Source organism: Rhodopseudomonas sp. (assembly GCF_036404135.1).
Lineage (GTDB): Bacteria > Pseudomonadota > Alphaproteobacteria > Rhizobiales > Xanthobacteraceae > Rhodopseudomonas_A.
Window position 1 is genome coordinate 72,418 of sequence record NZ_DASWPE010000117.1, and the last position, 15,078, is coordinate 87,495.

Here is a 15,078-nt window from a genome sequence, read left to right on the forward strand (position 1 = left end):
TTCGTTGTCGATCAAAGGGTTGGGCGCTTGGCACGCGACGTGCTGAGCAGTCCGGGACCGCCGGCAACAAGGCGGCGCAGACCGATAGCAAATCAAAGTGGAGGGACACCATGAAGTACGCCGCTCCCGGCACCACCGGAGCTCCGATCGAGTTCAAGTCGCGCTACGACAATTTCATCGGCGGCCGCTGGTCGGCGCCGGTGAACGGCCGCTACTTCGACAACCTGACGCCGATCACCGGGCAAGCTTTCACCCAGGCCGCGCGTTCGGACGAAGTCGATATCACGCTGGCGCTCGACGCCGCCCACGCCGCCGCCGATTCCTGGGGCCGCACCAGCGTCGCCGAACGCGCCCTGGTGCTGAACCGCATTGCCGACCGCATGGAAGAAAACCTCGAGCGGCTCGCCTATGCGGAGTCCGTCGATAACGGCAAGCCGATCCGCGAGACGCTGGCCGCCGACATCCCGCTGGCGATCGACCATTTCCGCTATTTCGCCTCCTGCGTCCGCTCGCAAGAGGGCACGCTGGCGCAGCTCGACGAACACACCGTCGCCTATCACTTCCACGAGCCGCTCGGCGTGGTCGGCCAGATCATTCCGTGGAATTTCTCGATCCTGATGGCGGCGTGGAAGCTGGCGCCGGCTCTGGCTTCCGGCAACTGCATCGTGCTGAAGCCCGCCGAGCAGACGCCGGTCAGCATCCTGGTGCTGGTGGAGCTGATCGCCGATCTGTTGCCGCCGGGCGTGCTCAACGTGGTCAACGGCCTCGGCCTGGAAGCCGGCAAGCCGCTGGCCTCTTCGAACCGCATCGCCAAGATCGCTTTCACCGGCGAGACCAGCACCGGCCGGCTGATCATGCAATACGCCAGCGCGAACCTGATCCCGGTGTCGCTCGAACTAGGCGGCAAGTCGCCGAACATCTTCTTCAACGACGTGGCCGCAGCCGACGACGCTTACTTCGACAAGGCGATCGAGGGCTTCGTGATGTTCGCGCTCAACCAGGGCGAGGTCTGCACCTGTCCGTCGCGCGCGCTGATTCAGGAATCGCTCTACGATCGCTTCATCGATCGCGCGCTGGCGCGGGTGGCGGCGATCCGCCAGGGCAATCCGCTCGATACCGAGACCATGATCGGCGCCCAGGCCTCGACCGAGCAGATGGAGAAGATTCTGTCCTACTTCGCGATCGGCCGGGACGAGGGTGCCAAAGTTCTGGCCGGCGGCTCTCGCGCCGAGCTCGGCGGCGATCTCGCCCACGGCTACTACGTCCAGCCGACCGTGCTGAAGGGGCATAACCGGATGCGGGTGTTCCAGGAGGAGATCTTCGGGCCGGTTGTCGCGGTCACCACCTTCAAGGACGAGGACGAGGCGCTGCACCTGGCCAACGATACCCATTATGGCCTGGGTGCCGGTGTCTGGACCCGCGACGGCAATCGCTCCTACCGCTTCGGCCGCGGCATCAAGGCCGGCCGGGTGTGGACCAACTGCTACCACCTTTACCCGGCGCACGCCGCCTTCGGCGGCTACAAGCAATCGGGGATCGGCCGCGAAAACCATCACATGATGCTCGATCACTATCAGCAGACCAAGAACCTGTTGGTGAGCTACAGCCCCAACGCGCTCGGCTTCTTCTAAGTCCGAAGCGATCAATTCACCGCTTATTCGCTGAACATCTGCCCCGGCGCGCATGCAAGCCGCCACGGGGAACGGCTGGGGTCTGCCCGGTCGGCTAACCCAGAGAGAGATCGTCCGATGACCGAGACCACTTTTTTCATTCCCTCGCTCAACATGATGGGGGCGGGCTGCCTCAGCAGCGCCGTCGCCAGCGTTCGCCGCTACGGCTTCGGCCGGGCGCTGATCGTCACCGATACGATGCTGTTCAAGCTCGGCATGGCCGACAAGCTGGCCTCGCTGCTGCAGCAGCAGGGCATTGCCGCCTCGATTTTCCCCGGGGCGCAGCCCAATCCCACCGTCGGCAACGTCGAGACGGGTTTGGCCCAACTCCAGGCCGACGGCTGCGACTGCGTGATCTCGCTCGGCGGCGGCTCGTCGCACGACTGCGCCAAGGGCATCGCGCTCACCGCGACCAACGGCGGCAACATCCGCGATTATGAGGGCGTCGATCGCTCGGCCAAGCCGCAACTGCCGCTGATCGCCATCAACACCACCGCGGGCACCGCCAGCGAGATGACGCGCTTCTGCATCATCACCGACGAGAGGCGGTTGGTGAAGATGGCGATCGTCGATCGCAACGTCACTCCGATTCTCTCGGTGAACGATCCCGAGCTGATGCTGGGCAAGCCGCAGTCGCTGACCGCGGCCACCGGCATGGACGCGCTGACCCACGCGATCGAGGCCTATGTCTCGGTCGCAGCCACGCCGATCACCGACGCCTGCGCGCTGAAGGCGATCGCGATCATCGCCAACAATCTGCGCACCGCGGTCGCCGAAGGCAGCAATCTGGCGGCGCGCGAAGCCATGGCTTACGCCGGCTTCATGGCCGGCATGGCCTTCAACAACGCCTCGCTCGGCTACGTCCACGCCATGGCGCATCAATTGGGCGGCTTCTACGATCTGCCGCACGGGGTGTGCAACGCCGTGCTGCTGCCGCACGTCGAGGCCTTCAACGCCGAGGTCTCGGCGGCGCGCCTGCGCGACGTCGCCCACGCTCTCGGCGTCGATACCAACGGCATGAGCGATCACCAGGGCGCGGAGGCTTGCATCCACGCGATCCAGCGGCTTTCCGCGGATATCGGCATTCCGACCGGGCTCGCCCAGCTCGGGGTCAAGGAGGCCGACATCCCGACCTTGGCGGCCAACGCGTTGAAGGATGCCTGCGGCCTGACCAACCCGCGCCGCGCCAGCCAAGCCGACATCGAGGCGATCTTCCGCGTGGCCGCATAACATGACGCGCGTCGGCAACGCGACCGCGGCAAGCGTGCTGAAGCCCGCGGGGCATCTTCTAAAGAGAAAATGATTAGCAGGGGCGCGATCTGTGTAGATCGCGCCCCTTTGCATCGTTGGCGAGCGCGGACGGATGTACCAGCAGCATTTGCATCGACGGTAGAGACCGCTGGTAGGGCTGGCGCTTCGCGCGGAAGTCAAATCCGATTATGGTAATTTCCTCACGCCGCGCAGGACTTCAATTCTGCTTGCGCTCGGCTGTCCAACATGCTCTTTGGAATTGTCTTCGGTGCCTCTGGCAACAGAGGTGAAACTGGGAATGCGGTGCGGCGAGAAATCGCCAATGCCGCGGCTGCCCCCGCAACTGTAGGCGGACGGTGCCCGATCGATAGGCCACTGATGCTGTGCATCGGGAAGGCGATCGGGACCATGTCCGTGAGCCAGGAGACCGGCCGAAGACGCTGGTCCAACTCAATCGACGGCGGGTCGATAGCGGAGAAATCATGAATAAGTTCAGTTAGTCAGCGCGTCTCATCGGCGCGTCGCCAGCGATCTCGCGGGCTGCCTTGCAGCATGCGAGGGCGGCTGGCGTCTCGATCTCACATTCTCAATTAACAAGTCGCGCGGATAGGCGCCGCGACTGCGGCTGCGTGCCGGCATCTCGCCGCATCATCGCGGGTCGCCGCGGGCGCTCGCCTGCATTCTCGCCCGGAGTCGGCATGGAACCGAAAGACACAACTAACAACGAAGCCTTCAAGGGTTTCACCAATGCGAATTGCCCGTTCATGCCCTGTCACAAGGGCGTGGAACGCGAGTTCAACTGCCTGTTCTGCTACTGCCCTTTGATTGCCTACGAATGCCCCGGGCCGTATCAGGTGTTCACCGATGGCAATGGCGTGAAGCGCAAGGATTGCTCGGCCTGCACGCTGCCGCATAACGGCTATCGTCGCTCGTGGAATTTCATCCAGCGCTGGCTCGAGCGCCCAAAGATCTGGGACGGCCACGATCAGGATCCGCGGCGGCTCAAGCAGCCGCACACCGAAACCGACGGCTAACCGAAATTCGCGCCGCCATTTTCGTGCCCAGCGCGCTGCGCCAGTCACATGTTGCGACCGCATGAGCCCAGTGGCCGAGAATCAATCATGGACAAGAAATGCCAGCTATCAACGTCGCCGAACTGATCGACCGAATCCATTTTACCGCCGCGCCCGCCGATTTGCCGCGCCGCGCGCGGGTGCTGATGATCCAGGGCACCAGCTCCGACGTCGGCAAGAGCATGGTGGTCGCAGGTCTTTGCCGCGCTTATACCAGGCGTGGCCTCGTGGTGCGTCCTTACAAGGCGCAGAACATGAGCAACAACGCCGCAGTGGCCTGCGACAGCGATCTGCCGCCGGGTGCTGATGGTGTGACCCCGCGCGGAGAGATCGGCCGCGCCCAGGCGATGCAGGCGCGCGCCTGCCGCGCCGCGCCCTCGATCCACATGAATCCGGTGTTGCTGAAACCGCAAAGTGAGATCGGCGCGCAAGTGGTGCTGCGCGGCCGCGTGCTCGGCAATTGCCCGGCGCGCACTTACCATATGATGCGCCGCGCCTTGATGCCCGCCGTGCTCGACAGTCTGCAGCGGCTCAAAGCCGAGGCCGATCTCGTGCTGGTGGAGGGGGCCGGCAGCGGCGCCGAGGTCTATCTGCGCTCCTCCGACATCACCAATATGCGGCTCGCCGAGCAGGCGGATCTGCCGGTGGTGCTGTTGTCCGACATCGACCGCGGCGGCACCATGGCGGCGGTCGTCGGCAGCCACGCATTGTTGGACCAGGCCGACCGCGATCGCGTCGAAGGCTACATCGTCAACAAATTCCGCGGCGACTTTTCGCTGTTCGAGCCGGGCTGCAGAACTATCACCGAGCACACCGGCTGGCCGTTCCTCGGCGTGCTGCGCTGGTTCGATCGCGCCCAGCAATTGCCGGCGGAGGATTCGCTGGCGCTGGAGCGGCCGGCGAATGGCGCCGGCGTGGGGCTGAAGATCGCGGTGCTGCGATTGTCGCGCGTCGCCAATTTCGACGACATCGATCCGCTCGCCGCCGAGCCCGGCGTGCAATTGCGCTGGGTGCAGCCCGGCTCACCGATCCCGGCCGATACGGACGTCATCCTGATCCCCGGCTCCAAGGCGACGCGCAGCGATCTCGCGGTGCTGCGGCGTGAAGGCTGGGACATCGACATTCGCGCCCATGTCCGCCGCGGCGGCCGCGTGGTGGGGATCTGCGCCGGCTTTCAGATGCTTGGCCATGTGGTGCGCGATCCCCACGGGCTGGAAGGCGTGCCCGGCGACACCGCGGGGCTCGGGCTGCTCGACGTCGAGACCGAGATCGGCGGCGACAAGCGCCTGACCGAGATCGATGCCATCGACAAAATCAGCGGCTGCCGGGTCACCAGCTACGAGATGCATATGGGCCGCACCATTGGGCCGGGCTTGGCGCGGCCGTGGTTGATACTCGACGCGCACGGCATGCCGCGTCCGGAAGGCGCGGTCTCCGCCGACGGTCTCGTCAGCGGCGGCTATCTGCACGGCCTGTTCGGCAGCGATGCGTTTCGCGCGCAATGGCTGGCCGGCGTTGGTGGATCGCGTTCGCAGCTCGCCTATGAAGCGCGGGTGGAAGCCGCGCTCGATGCGCTGGCCGACCAGATCGAGGCGCAGCTCGATCTCGACGCGCTGCTGGCCTTGGCGCGTTGACGAGCCGTCAGGGACGGACGCGTTGCAGCGCCGCAGTCAGGCGGTCGAGCGCGGCGGGCAGCATTGGCCCGCCACACATCGTCAGTTGTTCGGCGATCACCAGCCGCTTGCCCGGCGGGTAGGCGCGCTGGATCGCCGGGTGCAGCAGCAACGCTTGGCCCTGATCTTCAGCGGCCGGATCGGCTTCGGCGATCAGGATCAGATCTGGTTTTGAAGCGACGATGGTCTCCAGCGCGGCGAAGCCGCCATGCGGCAGTCCGAGTTCGGCGGCTGCATTGGAGAGACCTGCGGCCGCCAGCAGCGAACTGGTCAGGCTGTCGCTGCCCGCGATCCAGCCGCGCCGCGACACCGTCAGCACGCGGTCGTGCGGGCGCGAGGCGGCAGCCCGCGTGCGGCTCAAAGCCGCGTCGATCTTCGCAATCAGCGCGTCGGCGCGCTCAGGATGGCCGATCAGATCGCTGGCGCGGCGGATCTGGCTTTTGACGTCGTCGATGCTGCGCGGCACATCGAATTCGGCGACCGGCACCGCCTTGGCGCGCAATAGATCGCGGGTGGTGCGCTTGCCGTAACGTCCGGCGAGCACCAGATCGGGCCTGAGCATCAACAGATCCTCGGCCTCGCCGGAGAGCCGCGGATAGCGCAGCGCTTCGGCTGCAGACCATGACAGCCGCGGGTCGCTGGCGTAGGGACCGAGGCCTGCGATCTGCGCGGGATCGGCGAGCGCAAGCAATAACTGGTCGGTGCACATATTGATCGAGGCGATGCGCGCCGGGCCGGCGAGCGCGCTCGTCGCTAGGGTCAGCAGCGCGATGAGGATACTTGCGCCGAAGCGGCAGCCGCGGGCGAGACACCGGCTCATCGTGCGGCCCATGGCACGATTACCGGCTGACCTTGATGAGCGCCGCGAAACGCCTCGATCGCAAAGACCTCCGCCAGCGCAGCCGCGGCGAGCGCCTTGTCAGGCGGGCCAGCGTTGGTCAACCGGCCGTCGCGCAGCATCAGCACCCGATCGGCGAAGCGCGCGGCGAGGCCGAGGTCGTGGGTCACCACGATCACCAGCGCGCCGGCATCGGCCTGCTTGCGCAGCAAGGCCATCACCGAGAGCTGGTAATAGGGATCGAGCGAGGCGATCGGCTCATCCGCCAGCAGCACCGGGGCCTCAGTCGCCAGCGCGCGTGCCAATGCCACCCGGCTGCGTTCGCCGCCGGACAGTTCGTTGACCGGCCGGTCCTGCAGCGCGATCAGGTCGGCCTCGTGTAACGCGCGCTCGACCGCCGCCGCGTCGTGCGGGCTGAGCCGTTGCGGGTCGGTGGCGCCGTGCGGGTAGCGGCCGAGCGCGACCACGTCGCGCACCGGCAGCGGCCAGTGCACGGCATGGCCTTGCGGCAGATAGGCGAACCGCAACGCGCGCTGGCGCACCGCGAGGCCGGCAAGGTCGTTGCCGTCGATGGTCACATGACCTTGACTCGGCACCAGGCCGGCGAGTGCGCGCAGCAGCGTGGTCTTGCCCGCGCCGTTCGGCCCGACCAGTGCGACCAGGCCGCGCCGCGGTAGCGCGAAGCAGATATCCTGCACGAGAAGGCGACCGCCGAGGCTGACGCAGAGCCGCTCGACAGCGAGATAATCGGTCATGACAGGCACCCGCCGAGCGCGCGGCGCTCGCGCATGATCAGATAGAGAAAGAACGGCACGCCGATCAGCGCGGTCAGCACGCCGACCTTGATTCCGGTGCCAGACGGGATGATCCGCACCGCGATGTCGGCGGCGAGCAATAAGGCGGCGCCGGCGAGCGCGCTCGGCACCAGCAGCCGGCCTGGATCGTGACCGACCAAGGGCCGCATCAGATGCGGCGCGACCAGGCCGATGAAGCCGATGGTGCCGGACACCGCGACCGCGGCGCCGACCCCGAGTGCGACCCCGATGATGACCTGAAGCCGCAGTCCGGCAACGTTGACGCCGAGCGATTGCGCAGCCTCTTCGCCGAGGCTGAGCGCGCGAAACGCGCCGCGCCGCGCCAGCAGCAACCAACCGCCGCAGACGATGAACGGCAGCGCCAGCGCCAGATGATGAAAGCTGCGATCCTCGAGCGAGCCGAGCAGCCAGAACGAGATCTCCAACGCAGCGAACGGATTGGCCGAAAGATTTAGGGCGAGCGCGGTTGCCGCCCCGGCGAGGCTGGACAGCGCCAGTCCTGCGAGGATCAGCAACAGCAGGCTGGAATTGCGACCGGCCACCGCCATCAACACGAACACCGAGGCAAAGGCCATCAGGATCGCCGCGAACGGCAGTGCAAACGACAGCACGTCGGCAAGCCCGGTTGCGATTACCAACACGGCACCGAATGCCGCCGCCTGCGGCGCGCCGAACAGCGACGGCGAGGCCAAGGGATTGCGCAACAATCTCTGCAGCGCCGCGCCCGATAGCCCGTGGATGCCGCCGATCGCCACCGCCAACAGCGCGCGCGGCAGCCGGATTTCTTGCACGATGGTCTGCTGAATTTCGCTGCCGAAGCCGAACAGCGCCTCGACGACCGAGCTGATCGGCAGTCGCGCCGCTCCGACGCCGAGCGACCCCAGAAACAGCAGGACGACACCGCCAAGTAACAATGGCAGCAGCACGGCGCGATCGGCCGCACGCGCGACAATAATTGTCGCAGCCGCGCTAGGCGCGGCCAACGAGACTTTCAACACAATGCCCTCCGCCGGCCCATCGCCGAACGAGTTAGATCGACGTCGCCGGCCGGTCTCCTGGCTCGCGGATAATCTGCTCGTCCGCCTTCCCAGCCGGTCGGCCAGTGGCATATTGGACGCTTTGATCCGCTTACAGTTGCGAGGGCAGCCGCGGCCTTGGGACGTCGTCCCGCACCGCATTCCCGTTTCACCTCCCTTGCGAGAGGCACCGATGACGGCGGCGTTTAAGCATGGCGCCCGACGCCGCACAAGGCGCATGCGCGCCGTCGCACCCCCACGGCGCGCCGCGCGCAGCGCAGCCGCGCGACCTCGCTAACGCTGCCCCGCAACTGTCAGCGGCGAGCCGCCGTCCAGCGGTATCACTGCTGCTGCAAGCATCAGGAAGATTGGACGGAAGCTGTGACCCGTGAGCCAGGAGACCTGCCGTAACGATGTGAAAACGTCGTCGGCGGGGTGGTCGGAAGCGATGCTCGCAGACGCACGGCGTTCGCCGTCCGTCTCCCGCAAGTCGTTCTTGGCATGCCGCCGATTCTGCGAAGGGATCGTCGATGACCAAGGCCCTCCGAATAGCTCGGACTGCGGGCTCAAGACCCGCAAATGGCAGGACGTCCGACCTGCCTTGATCAAGATGGTAGCAGCCGCAAAGCAGATCCCGGCGACACTTCGCTGAGCAATCAATCCGAACGCGGCGGACCTCGCCGCGTTTCCGTATCGAGGCATTGAAGTTCAACTCTCGACAACGTGAAGGTATCCGAATTGCAGGCCACGGCCAGGCTTGCAAAGACCTGCCTCGAATGCAATAATTTCTTTGATGGTGCTCCAGCCTCGAGTCTGCATGTGCGGAGGCGAGGTTGGAGATAATAGGGAACACGGTGTGAATCCGTGACTGCCCCCGCAACTGTAAGCGGTTAGCCTATCGTCCGATACCACTGGGAAATTCGTGTCCTGGGAAGGTGACGATAGGTCAGCGAGCCGCGAGCCAGGAAACCTGCCATCACACGATCAATTTCGGCTCGCCGGGTGAGGCGGAGCAGGAGGGCTATCATGAATATTTGCTTGGGTTCCCGGCCGTCGTCCAGCAATTTGAGGCTGGTCGGCTCCTAATCTGTTAGCGCTTGCCTGGCGCCGGCGCGGTCGACGATCCGCATCATTTGACTGTCTGAATCTCGGGCGCCGCAAGGTCTTCGCCGCTGGAAGCAGCAGTGATGGCGTGCGGACTCGCGTGAACCGCGTTCGATCTGGGCACTGACGAATTCACAAGTTAGGAGCCGGCAGCTGCGTTGGCTGCCGCGATGTTGCAGGAGACGGTCGCATGCGGATTATTCTCATTCATCCGAACAACCAGTCTGGTGGCGCCGAGATCGCTGGCAGATGGTCACCCGCATCGGTCGCGTATCTCGTGGGATACCTGCAAGCCGCGGGTTACACAGACATACGGTTCGTCGACGCGATGACCGATAAATTGTCCGAAGACCGACTTCGCGCTGAACTCGCAGCCGAGGCGCCGGATATCGTCGGGGCAGCCATTACGCCTTCGATGGAATTTCTGGCGCGATTGCCGGATTCGCGATCCGAAGCTTGTGGTGGTAGTAACGATCGGATCGACGAGCTGTCGCAGGTTCATCCATGAGCGCGGCACCGACGCGCGAGCGTCGTGGCAGGAGCCTTCCGACAGCGGCCCGACTTGCCGTCAGCGCTCCGCAAACTTCACCTGAATGGCGCGGGTTGCTCGCCGACGCGGATGCTCCGATTGACGCCCCCGTCCAGCGCTCGATTTGGCTGCACCGTACAGCGGGTGTGGATTTATGGTGGCGCCTGAAGTTCAGATTTTTGCGAGCCCTCGAAGCGGTTGTCCGCTGGATCGTTATCGAGCGATCGCTGCGTATTGAGGCACGCCAGGCGGTGAGTTTCCGGTCAACGATAACCGATACAGGCGTCGATCTTGGTCGGCGGCAGCTCAGTCTGGGACACGGCTGCCCAGGTCCGGATCTTCTGGTCGGTTCGGCTGAGGCAAGCCGACGCGTCGCATCTCATGATCCGGCGTCACGCCCGATCGAGGTCTGCGTCGTTGGCAACGGTACGGCGGCGATCGAGCTGATCCGTCGCTTGCTTGCGCAGGGTTCGAAGGTCCACGCGACGGCCGAGACGGTGGACGATTACGTATTGCTACGCGCGGAAGGGGCGCTGCCGCATCGCTTTGAGGACCTGCCGGCAGTGGCGATCGGACTCGACGTTCTGATCTCGACCAGCCTTTCATGGTTTGTCGGAGCTCACGTCGTCGCCCGTCTGCCGGAACGCGCCGTCATCGTCGATACTGTCGGTCCGCCCGGTAGTGTCGATTTCGAGACCTCCCAACGGCTCGGACGCACGGTGCTCTGGGAACGCGATTTCCTTGTTTCGTCCTTGTCGGGAACGTCGGGCGAGACATGGCAACGAATCCTCACGCTGATCTGCAAACAACGGCTTGGCTCCGCCGATTCGCAGCTCAGCAAGTAACGTCGTAGAACATCACGGGGACTATGCACGACTGAACTCCAGCGATCGGGAGTGACGCTTCCATGCTTGCGGGGCGCTGCAACCGTGCTTTCCGCTATCGCGGCGAGCGGCACCGTCGCCACAGAGTCAGGCGTTCCGGGAGCTGGGATATTCGCGTTATAGCGTTTTCGAGCGAAGTGGGTCTCGGTTCGCGTGAAGAAGACGCGTCAAAAGAAGAATCTGGAGCTCCGGTTCTTATTTTATCAGAATCGGAATAGCTCTAGCCTCGACCAGTTCCTGCGTTTCTTGCGTTCCTGGTCAAGTGCACATGGCGATGGACAGGACCGCAGTCGAATGAAGACCGACATCAGCAGCCCAATGGCAGCCCATCGATCCCCGGGACCAATCCGGATTTCACCCGAGCGGAGCGGCTTCCCTGAGCCAGTCCTGAAGGATGTGAGGTGAAGCGGCGCCATCGGCGCTCTGCCATCGCACCGTGTGTGGCAGGACAAGCGCCACAGCGAGCGGGGCCGCGCAGAACGCTGTGCCCTCGTATTGGGTGAAATTTTCAAAGCGGGCGCGCACGCCGCCTGGCAGCGGCACAAGGCTCGCAACCTCGAGCAGGCGGAACGGCACCGTCAACCCGCAACGCAGCGCCTTGGAGAGCGCTTCCTTGAGGCACCACAGCAGCAGCAGGCGCTGATGCTCGTCGTAAGGCAGCATTGCTTGCGCCAGCGCCCGTTCGCGGGGCGTGGTCTGCTCGCCGAGGGCGGACTGCTGTTCTTGCGCGGCACGTTCCAGGTCGACCCCCATGGGACACGCTTCGGGGTGCGCCACCGCGATCGCCGCAGTGCCGGCGTGCGACAGCGTCACCTGCAAATTCGACCTGCCTGGCACGAACGCCACCGGCTGCTGCAGCAGGCCCGGCAGGACCTTGATCTCGCCGATGGAAACGCCCGGCGCGAGAACGCTCAAAGCGTTCTTGGCCGCGCGCCGCCCGGCGAGAAAAGACTGACGGCGGGCCGGCGCGAGGCGGTCTGTCAGCAGCGCCTGCTCCTCGGGACTGAGGATGTCTCGTGCGTCTGCCTCCAGCGCTGCCAACGGTGCGGCCACCAGCGCAACGGCGCAGCTCAGCGCGCGGCTGCCGTCGTGGAGCACGAAGGTCGCGTCCCGCTCGAGTCCTGGAAACGAGGTGCGGGACGCAATCATGTCAGGCGGACGCCACGGCCGGCGCCGGCTGGGTCTGGTCGCGGTGGCTGAGCAGCAGATAGAAGGCCGGCACCACGAATAGCGTGAACAGCGTGCCGATCGCCAAGCCGGAGGCGATCACCAGGCCCATATTAAAGCGCGAATTGGCGCCGGCACCGGTGGCGACGATCAGCGGCGTCACGCCCAGCACCATCGCGGCCGTCGTCATCATGATCGCGCGCAGCCGAATGGTGGCTGCCTCGATGATGGCGTCATGCTTGCTGCGGCCCTCCTGGCGCAAATTGTTGGCGACCTCCACCATCAGGATGCCGTGCTTGCTGACCAGTCCCATCAGCGTCACCAGTCCCACCTGGGTGTAGATATTGATAGTGGCGCCGCCGACGCCGAGCCAGATGAAGAACAGCGCGCCCGCGAGCGACATCGGCACCGAGACCAGGATCACCAGCGGATCGCGGAAGCTGTTGAACAGCGCCGCCAGCACCAGGAAGATGATCAGCAGCGCCAGCGCGAAGGTGGTGACGAAGCCGTTGGACTCGTTCTCCAACTGCCGTGACGAACCGGCGTAGTCGTAACTGTATCCCGACGGCAGCGCCCGGGCGGCGACGGCCCGCAATTCGGCCAGCGCGTCGCCGTCCGACACCCCGGGCATGGCGATGCCGGAGACGGTCGAGGCATTGAGCTGCTGGAAATGGTTGAGCGATTGCGGCACGGTCTTCATTTCGATCCGGGCGATGGTGGAGAGCGGGACCGCGGTGCCGTCCGCGGCCCGGATGTAATAGTTGAGCAATTGATCGGTGTTGAGCCGATGCTGCTGCATCACCTGCGGGATGACTTTGTACGATCGTCCGCCGAGGTCGAAATAATTCGCGTAACTGCCCCCCAGCATGGTCGACATCGCAGCGCCGACGTCAGTCATGGTCAGGCCGAGCGACGCCACCTTGTCGCGGTCGAAATGGATGCTGGCGTGCGGCTGGTCGATCTTCATGTCGCCGTCGAGAAAGATGAACTTGCCGCTCTTCATGGCTTCGCTGAGGAAGTTCTCGGACGCCTGATAGAGCCGCGCATAGGAATCGTTGGATTTCAGCACGAACTGGATCGGCAGCCCGCTGCTGCCCGGCAGCGGTGGCAATTGGAACGCGGCCACGCGCACCCCGGCAATCTTGTTGAACTCCTGCTGGATCTGCGGGGCGAGCGCCAGCGCCGACTGGCTGCGCTGGTCCCAGGGTTTCAGCACCCAGCCGCCGATCACCTGACCGGGCATGTCGATCTGGAACACGAGGTCGGTCTCCGGCCGCTTGTCGAGGATGCCGTAGATCTGCTGCACATAGGTCTCGCGCTGCTCCAGCGTGGCGTTCGGCGCCGCCGACATCATGGTCAGGATCACCCCCTGGTCCTCTGCCGGCGCGAGCTGCGAAGTCGAGTGGGAATATAGCCAAGAGATGCTCGACAACACCACGGCGCCGAACAGAATGGTCAGCGGCAACAGCCGCAGCGAGGCGGTGAGGGCGGTGCGGTAGGCTGCGGTGACGGACGTCATGACGCCGTCGATGCCGCGCACCATGCGGGCCTCCAGCGTGCGAGCCGACGGATCGTGCGGCGCCAGCAGATAGCCGCAGCTCATCGGCGACAACGTCAGCGCGACCACCGCCGACACCAGCACGGCCGCCACCAGCGTGAAGGCGAATTCCGTGAACAGCGAGCCGGTCAGACCGCCCTGGAAACCAACCGGCACATAGACCGCGATCAGCACGGCGGTCATCGCGATGATCGGACCGGACAGTTCGCGCGCGGCGGTGATCGCGGCATCGATCGGCTTCAGACCCAGCTCCATGTGGCGGTTGACGCCCTCCACGACGATGATGGCGTCGTCCACCACCAGACCGATGGCGAGCACCAGGGCCAGCAGCGTCAGCAGGTTGATGGAGAAGCCGAGCACCAGCATCAGCGCGAAGCTGCCGATCAGCGACAGCGGGATGGCGACGATCGGGATGAACACCGAGCGCCATGATCCGAGGAACGCAAAGACGACGAAGGTGACGATCAGAGCGGCCTCGAACAGCGAGATCACCACCTCCCGGATCGAGGTGTTGACGAACTGCGTTGCGTCGTAAAGCACGGTGCCGGACAGGCCGGTGGGCAGGTCCGAGATGATGCCGGGCAGCGTCTGCCGCACGCCCTGAATGACATCGAGCAGATTGGCGGAAGGCGCGACCTGGATGCCGATATAGACCGCGGACTTGCCGTCGAAGCTGGTCCGGGACTCGTAGTCGTCGCTGCCGAGCATGACGTTCGCCACGTCCTTCAGGCGGATCACGGCGCCCGCGACGCTCTTGATGATGAGCTCGCGAAATGCCTGCACCGACTGCATATTGGTGGCGGCGGACAGCTTGACCTGAACCAGCCGGCCCTTGGTGGTGCCGACGCCGGAGATGTAGTCGTTGGTCTTGAGCGCGGTCGCCACGTCGGTGGCGGTGAGGCCGAGCGATGCCATCTTGTCCGGATCGAGCCAGGCGCGCAGCGCGAAATTCTTGCCGCCGAGGATTTCCGCCACCTGCACGCCGGCCACCGCCTGCAGCTTGGGCTGCACCACGCGGGCCACGTAATCCGTCACCTCGTTCTCGGCGAGCACGGTGCTGGAGAAGGCGATGTACATCGCATCGATGGTGGCACCCATCTTCAGAGCGAGGATCGGCTGCTGGGTGCCGGCCGGCAACTGGTTCAGCACCGAGCTCACCTTGGTGCTGATCTCGGTGAGGGCATTGCCGCTGTCGTAGTTCAGCCGCAGATGCACGGTGATTGCGCTGACCCCGGTCTGGCTCGACGAGGTCATGGTATCGATGCCGTTGGCCTGGGCGATCACATTCTCCAGCGGCGAGGTGATGAAGCCCGCGATGATGTCGGAATCGGCGCCCGCATAAGTGGTCGTGATCGTCACCACGCCGTTCTGCATCTGCGGATATTGCAGGATCGGCAGCGAGAACATCGCGCGCAGGCCGATCACCAGGATCAGCGCGCTCACCACCAGCGCGAGCACCGGGCGCCGGACGAAGAGGTCGGTGATGGGCATCGTCCGCTC

The 15,078-nt window shown here is 65.1% G+C and carries 11 protein-coding genes, 1 pseudogene and 4 riboswitches; of the genes and pseudogenes, 7 read left to right on the forward strand and 5 right to left on the reverse strand.

Annotated elements, in window-relative coordinates; genetic code table 11:
• The first annotated feature begins 110 nt into the window (after positions 1–110).
• The 4 genes from adh (at position 111) to VGC77_RS14580 (ending at position 5,628) form a co-directional block, all read left to right on the forward strand.
• Positions 111–1,631 carry an aldehyde dehydrogenase gene (gene adh / locus VGC77_RS14565; protein ID WP_331172276.1) on the forward strand — a complete coding sequence of 507 codons (1,521 nt, stop codon included), beginning with the start codon at positions 111–113 and terminating at the stop codon, positions 1,629–1,631.
• Positions 1,632–1,748: 117 nt separating this feature from the next.
• Positions 1,749–2,900, forward strand: a complete 1,152-nt coding sequence (yiaY, locus tag VGC77_RS14570) for an L-threonine dehydrogenase (protein WP_331172277.1) — start codon at positions 1,749–1,751, stop codon at positions 2,898–2,900.
• Positions 2,901–3,170: 270 nt separating this feature from the next.
• Positions 3,171–3,371, forward strand: a riboswitch (cobalamin riboswitch).
• Positions 3,372–3,619: 248 nt separating this feature from the next.
• Positions 3,620–3,955 (forward strand): cysteine-rich small domain-containing protein, encoded by a 336-nt coding sequence (locus VGC77_RS14575; RefSeq protein WP_331172278.1) that lies wholly within the window; start codon positions 3,620–3,622, stop codon positions 3,953–3,955.
• A gap of 98 nt (positions 3,956–4,053) precedes the next feature.
• Positions 4,054–5,628, forward strand: coding sequence for a cobyric acid synthase (locus tag VGC77_RS14580; RefSeq protein WP_331172279.1), 1,575 nt, complete (start codon positions 4,054–4,056; stop codon positions 5,626–5,628).
• Positions 5,629–5,635: 7 nt separating this feature from the next.
• Here the strand turns inward: VGC77_RS14580 and VGC77_RS14585 are convergent, their stop codons facing one another.
• The 3 genes from VGC77_RS14585 to VGC77_RS14595 are packed head-to-tail and all read right to left on the reverse strand — an operon-like array spanning position 5,636 to position 8,246.
• Positions 5,636–6,487, reverse strand: a complete 852-nt coding sequence (locus VGC77_RS14585) for an ABC transporter substrate-binding protein (protein WP_331172280.1) — start codon at positions 6,485–6,487, stop codon at positions 5,636–5,638.
• Positions 6,484–7,260, reverse strand: a complete 777-nt coding sequence (locus tag VGC77_RS14590; RefSeq protein WP_331172281.1) for an ABC transporter ATP-binding protein — start codon at positions 7,258–7,260, stop codon at positions 6,484–6,486. Before VGC77_RS14590 ends, VGC77_RS14585 begins: the two co-directional genes overlap by 4 nt.
• On the reverse strand, positions 7,257–8,246 hold the full coding sequence (locus VGC77_RS14595; RefSeq protein WP_331172282.1) for an iron ABC transporter permease: 990 nt from the start codon (positions 8,244–8,246) through the stop codon (positions 7,257–7,259). Before VGC77_RS14595 ends, VGC77_RS14590 begins: the two co-directional genes overlap by 4 nt.
• Before the next feature lie 102 nt (positions 8,247–8,348).
• Positions 8,349–8,546: riboswitch (cobalamin riboswitch) on the reverse strand.
• A 32-nt stretch (positions 8,547–8,578) separates the two neighbouring features.
• A riboswitch (cobalamin riboswitch) is annotated at positions 8,579–8,760 on the forward strand.
• A 132-nt stretch (positions 8,761–8,892) separates the two neighbouring features.
• On the opposite strand from VGC77_RS14595, the pseudogene VGC77_RS23705 reads away from it, so the two are divergent.
• The 3 genes and pseudogenes from VGC77_RS23705 to VGC77_RS14610 form a co-directional block, all read left to right on the forward strand.
• Positions 8,893–8,988 (forward strand): annotated as a pseudogene (locus VGC77_RS23705) (hypothetical protein); the annotation flags it as partial.
• A gap of 125 nt (positions 8,989–9,113) precedes the next feature.
• Positions 9,114–9,328: riboswitch (cobalamin riboswitch) on the forward strand.
• A 302-nt stretch (positions 9,329–9,630) separates the two neighbouring features.
• Complete coding sequence (locus VGC77_RS14605) at positions 9,631–9,948, forward strand: hypothetical protein (protein WP_414709672.1); 318 nt, start codon at positions 9,631–9,633, stop codon at positions 9,946–9,948.
• Positions 9,945–10,814 (forward strand): hypothetical protein, encoded by an 870-nt coding sequence (locus tag VGC77_RS14610; RefSeq protein WP_331172283.1) that lies wholly within the window; start codon positions 9,945–9,947, stop codon positions 10,812–10,814. The genes VGC77_RS14605 and VGC77_RS14610 overlap by 4 nt, the downstream gene beginning before the upstream one ends.
• Before the next feature lie 393 nt (positions 10,815–11,207).
• On the opposite strand, the gene VGC77_RS14615 is transcribed toward VGC77_RS14610, so the two are convergent.
• Positions 11,208–12,002, reverse strand: coding sequence for a 4'-phosphopantetheinyl transferase family protein (locus VGC77_RS14615; RefSeq protein ID WP_331172284.1), 795 nt, complete (start codon positions 12,000–12,002; stop codon positions 11,208–11,210).
• A 1-nt stretch (position 12,003) separates the two neighbouring features.
• On the reverse strand, positions 12,004–15,069 hold the full coding sequence (locus VGC77_RS14620) for an efflux RND transporter permease subunit (protein ID WP_331172285.1): 3,066 nt from the start codon (positions 15,067–15,069) through the stop codon (positions 12,004–12,006).
• Positions 15,070–15,078: the final 9 nt, after the last annotated feature.

What these genes read in the sequence shown, in the direction of transcription:
- yiaY (WP_331172277.1), top strand. Translation starts at nt 1,749, where the DNA reads ATGACCGAGACCACTTTTTTCATTCCCTCGCTCAACATGATGGGGGCG.
- VGC77_RS14620 (WP_331172285.1), bottom strand. Translation starts at nt 15,069, where the DNA reads ATGCCCATCACCGACCTCTTCGTCCGGCGCCCGGTGCTCGCGCTGGTG.
- VGC77_RS14575 (WP_331172278.1), top strand. Translation starts at nt 3,620, where the DNA reads ATGGAACCGAAAGACACAACTAACAACGAAGCCTTCAAGGGTTTCACC.
- VGC77_RS14605 (WP_414709672.1), top strand. Translation starts at nt 9,631, where the DNA reads ATGCGGATTATTCTCATTCATCCGAACAACCAGTCTGGTGGCGCCGAG.
- adh (WP_331172276.1), top strand. Translation starts at nt 111, where the DNA reads ATGAAGTACGCCGCTCCCGGCACCACCGGAGCTCCGATCGAGTTCAAG.
- VGC77_RS14580 (WP_331172279.1), top strand. Translation starts at nt 4,054, where the DNA reads ATGCCAGCTATCAACGTCGCCGAACTGATCGACCGAATCCATTTTACC.
- VGC77_RS14615 (WP_331172284.1), bottom strand. Translation starts at nt 12,002, where the DNA reads ATGATTGCGTCCCGCACCTCGTTTCCAGGACTCGAGCGGGACGCGACC.
- VGC77_RS14610 (WP_331172283.1), top strand. Translation starts at nt 9,945, where the DNA reads ATGAGCGCGGCACCGACGCGCGAGCGTCGTGGCAGGAGCCTTCCGACA.
- VGC77_RS14585 (WP_331172280.1), bottom strand. Translation starts at nt 6,487, where the DNA reads ATGAGCCGGTGTCTCGCCCGCGGCTGCCGCTTCGGCGCAAGTATCCTC.
- VGC77_RS14590 (WP_331172281.1), bottom strand. Translation starts at nt 7,260, where the DNA reads ATGACCGATTATCTCGCTGTCGAGCGGCTCTGCGTCAGCCTCGGCGGT.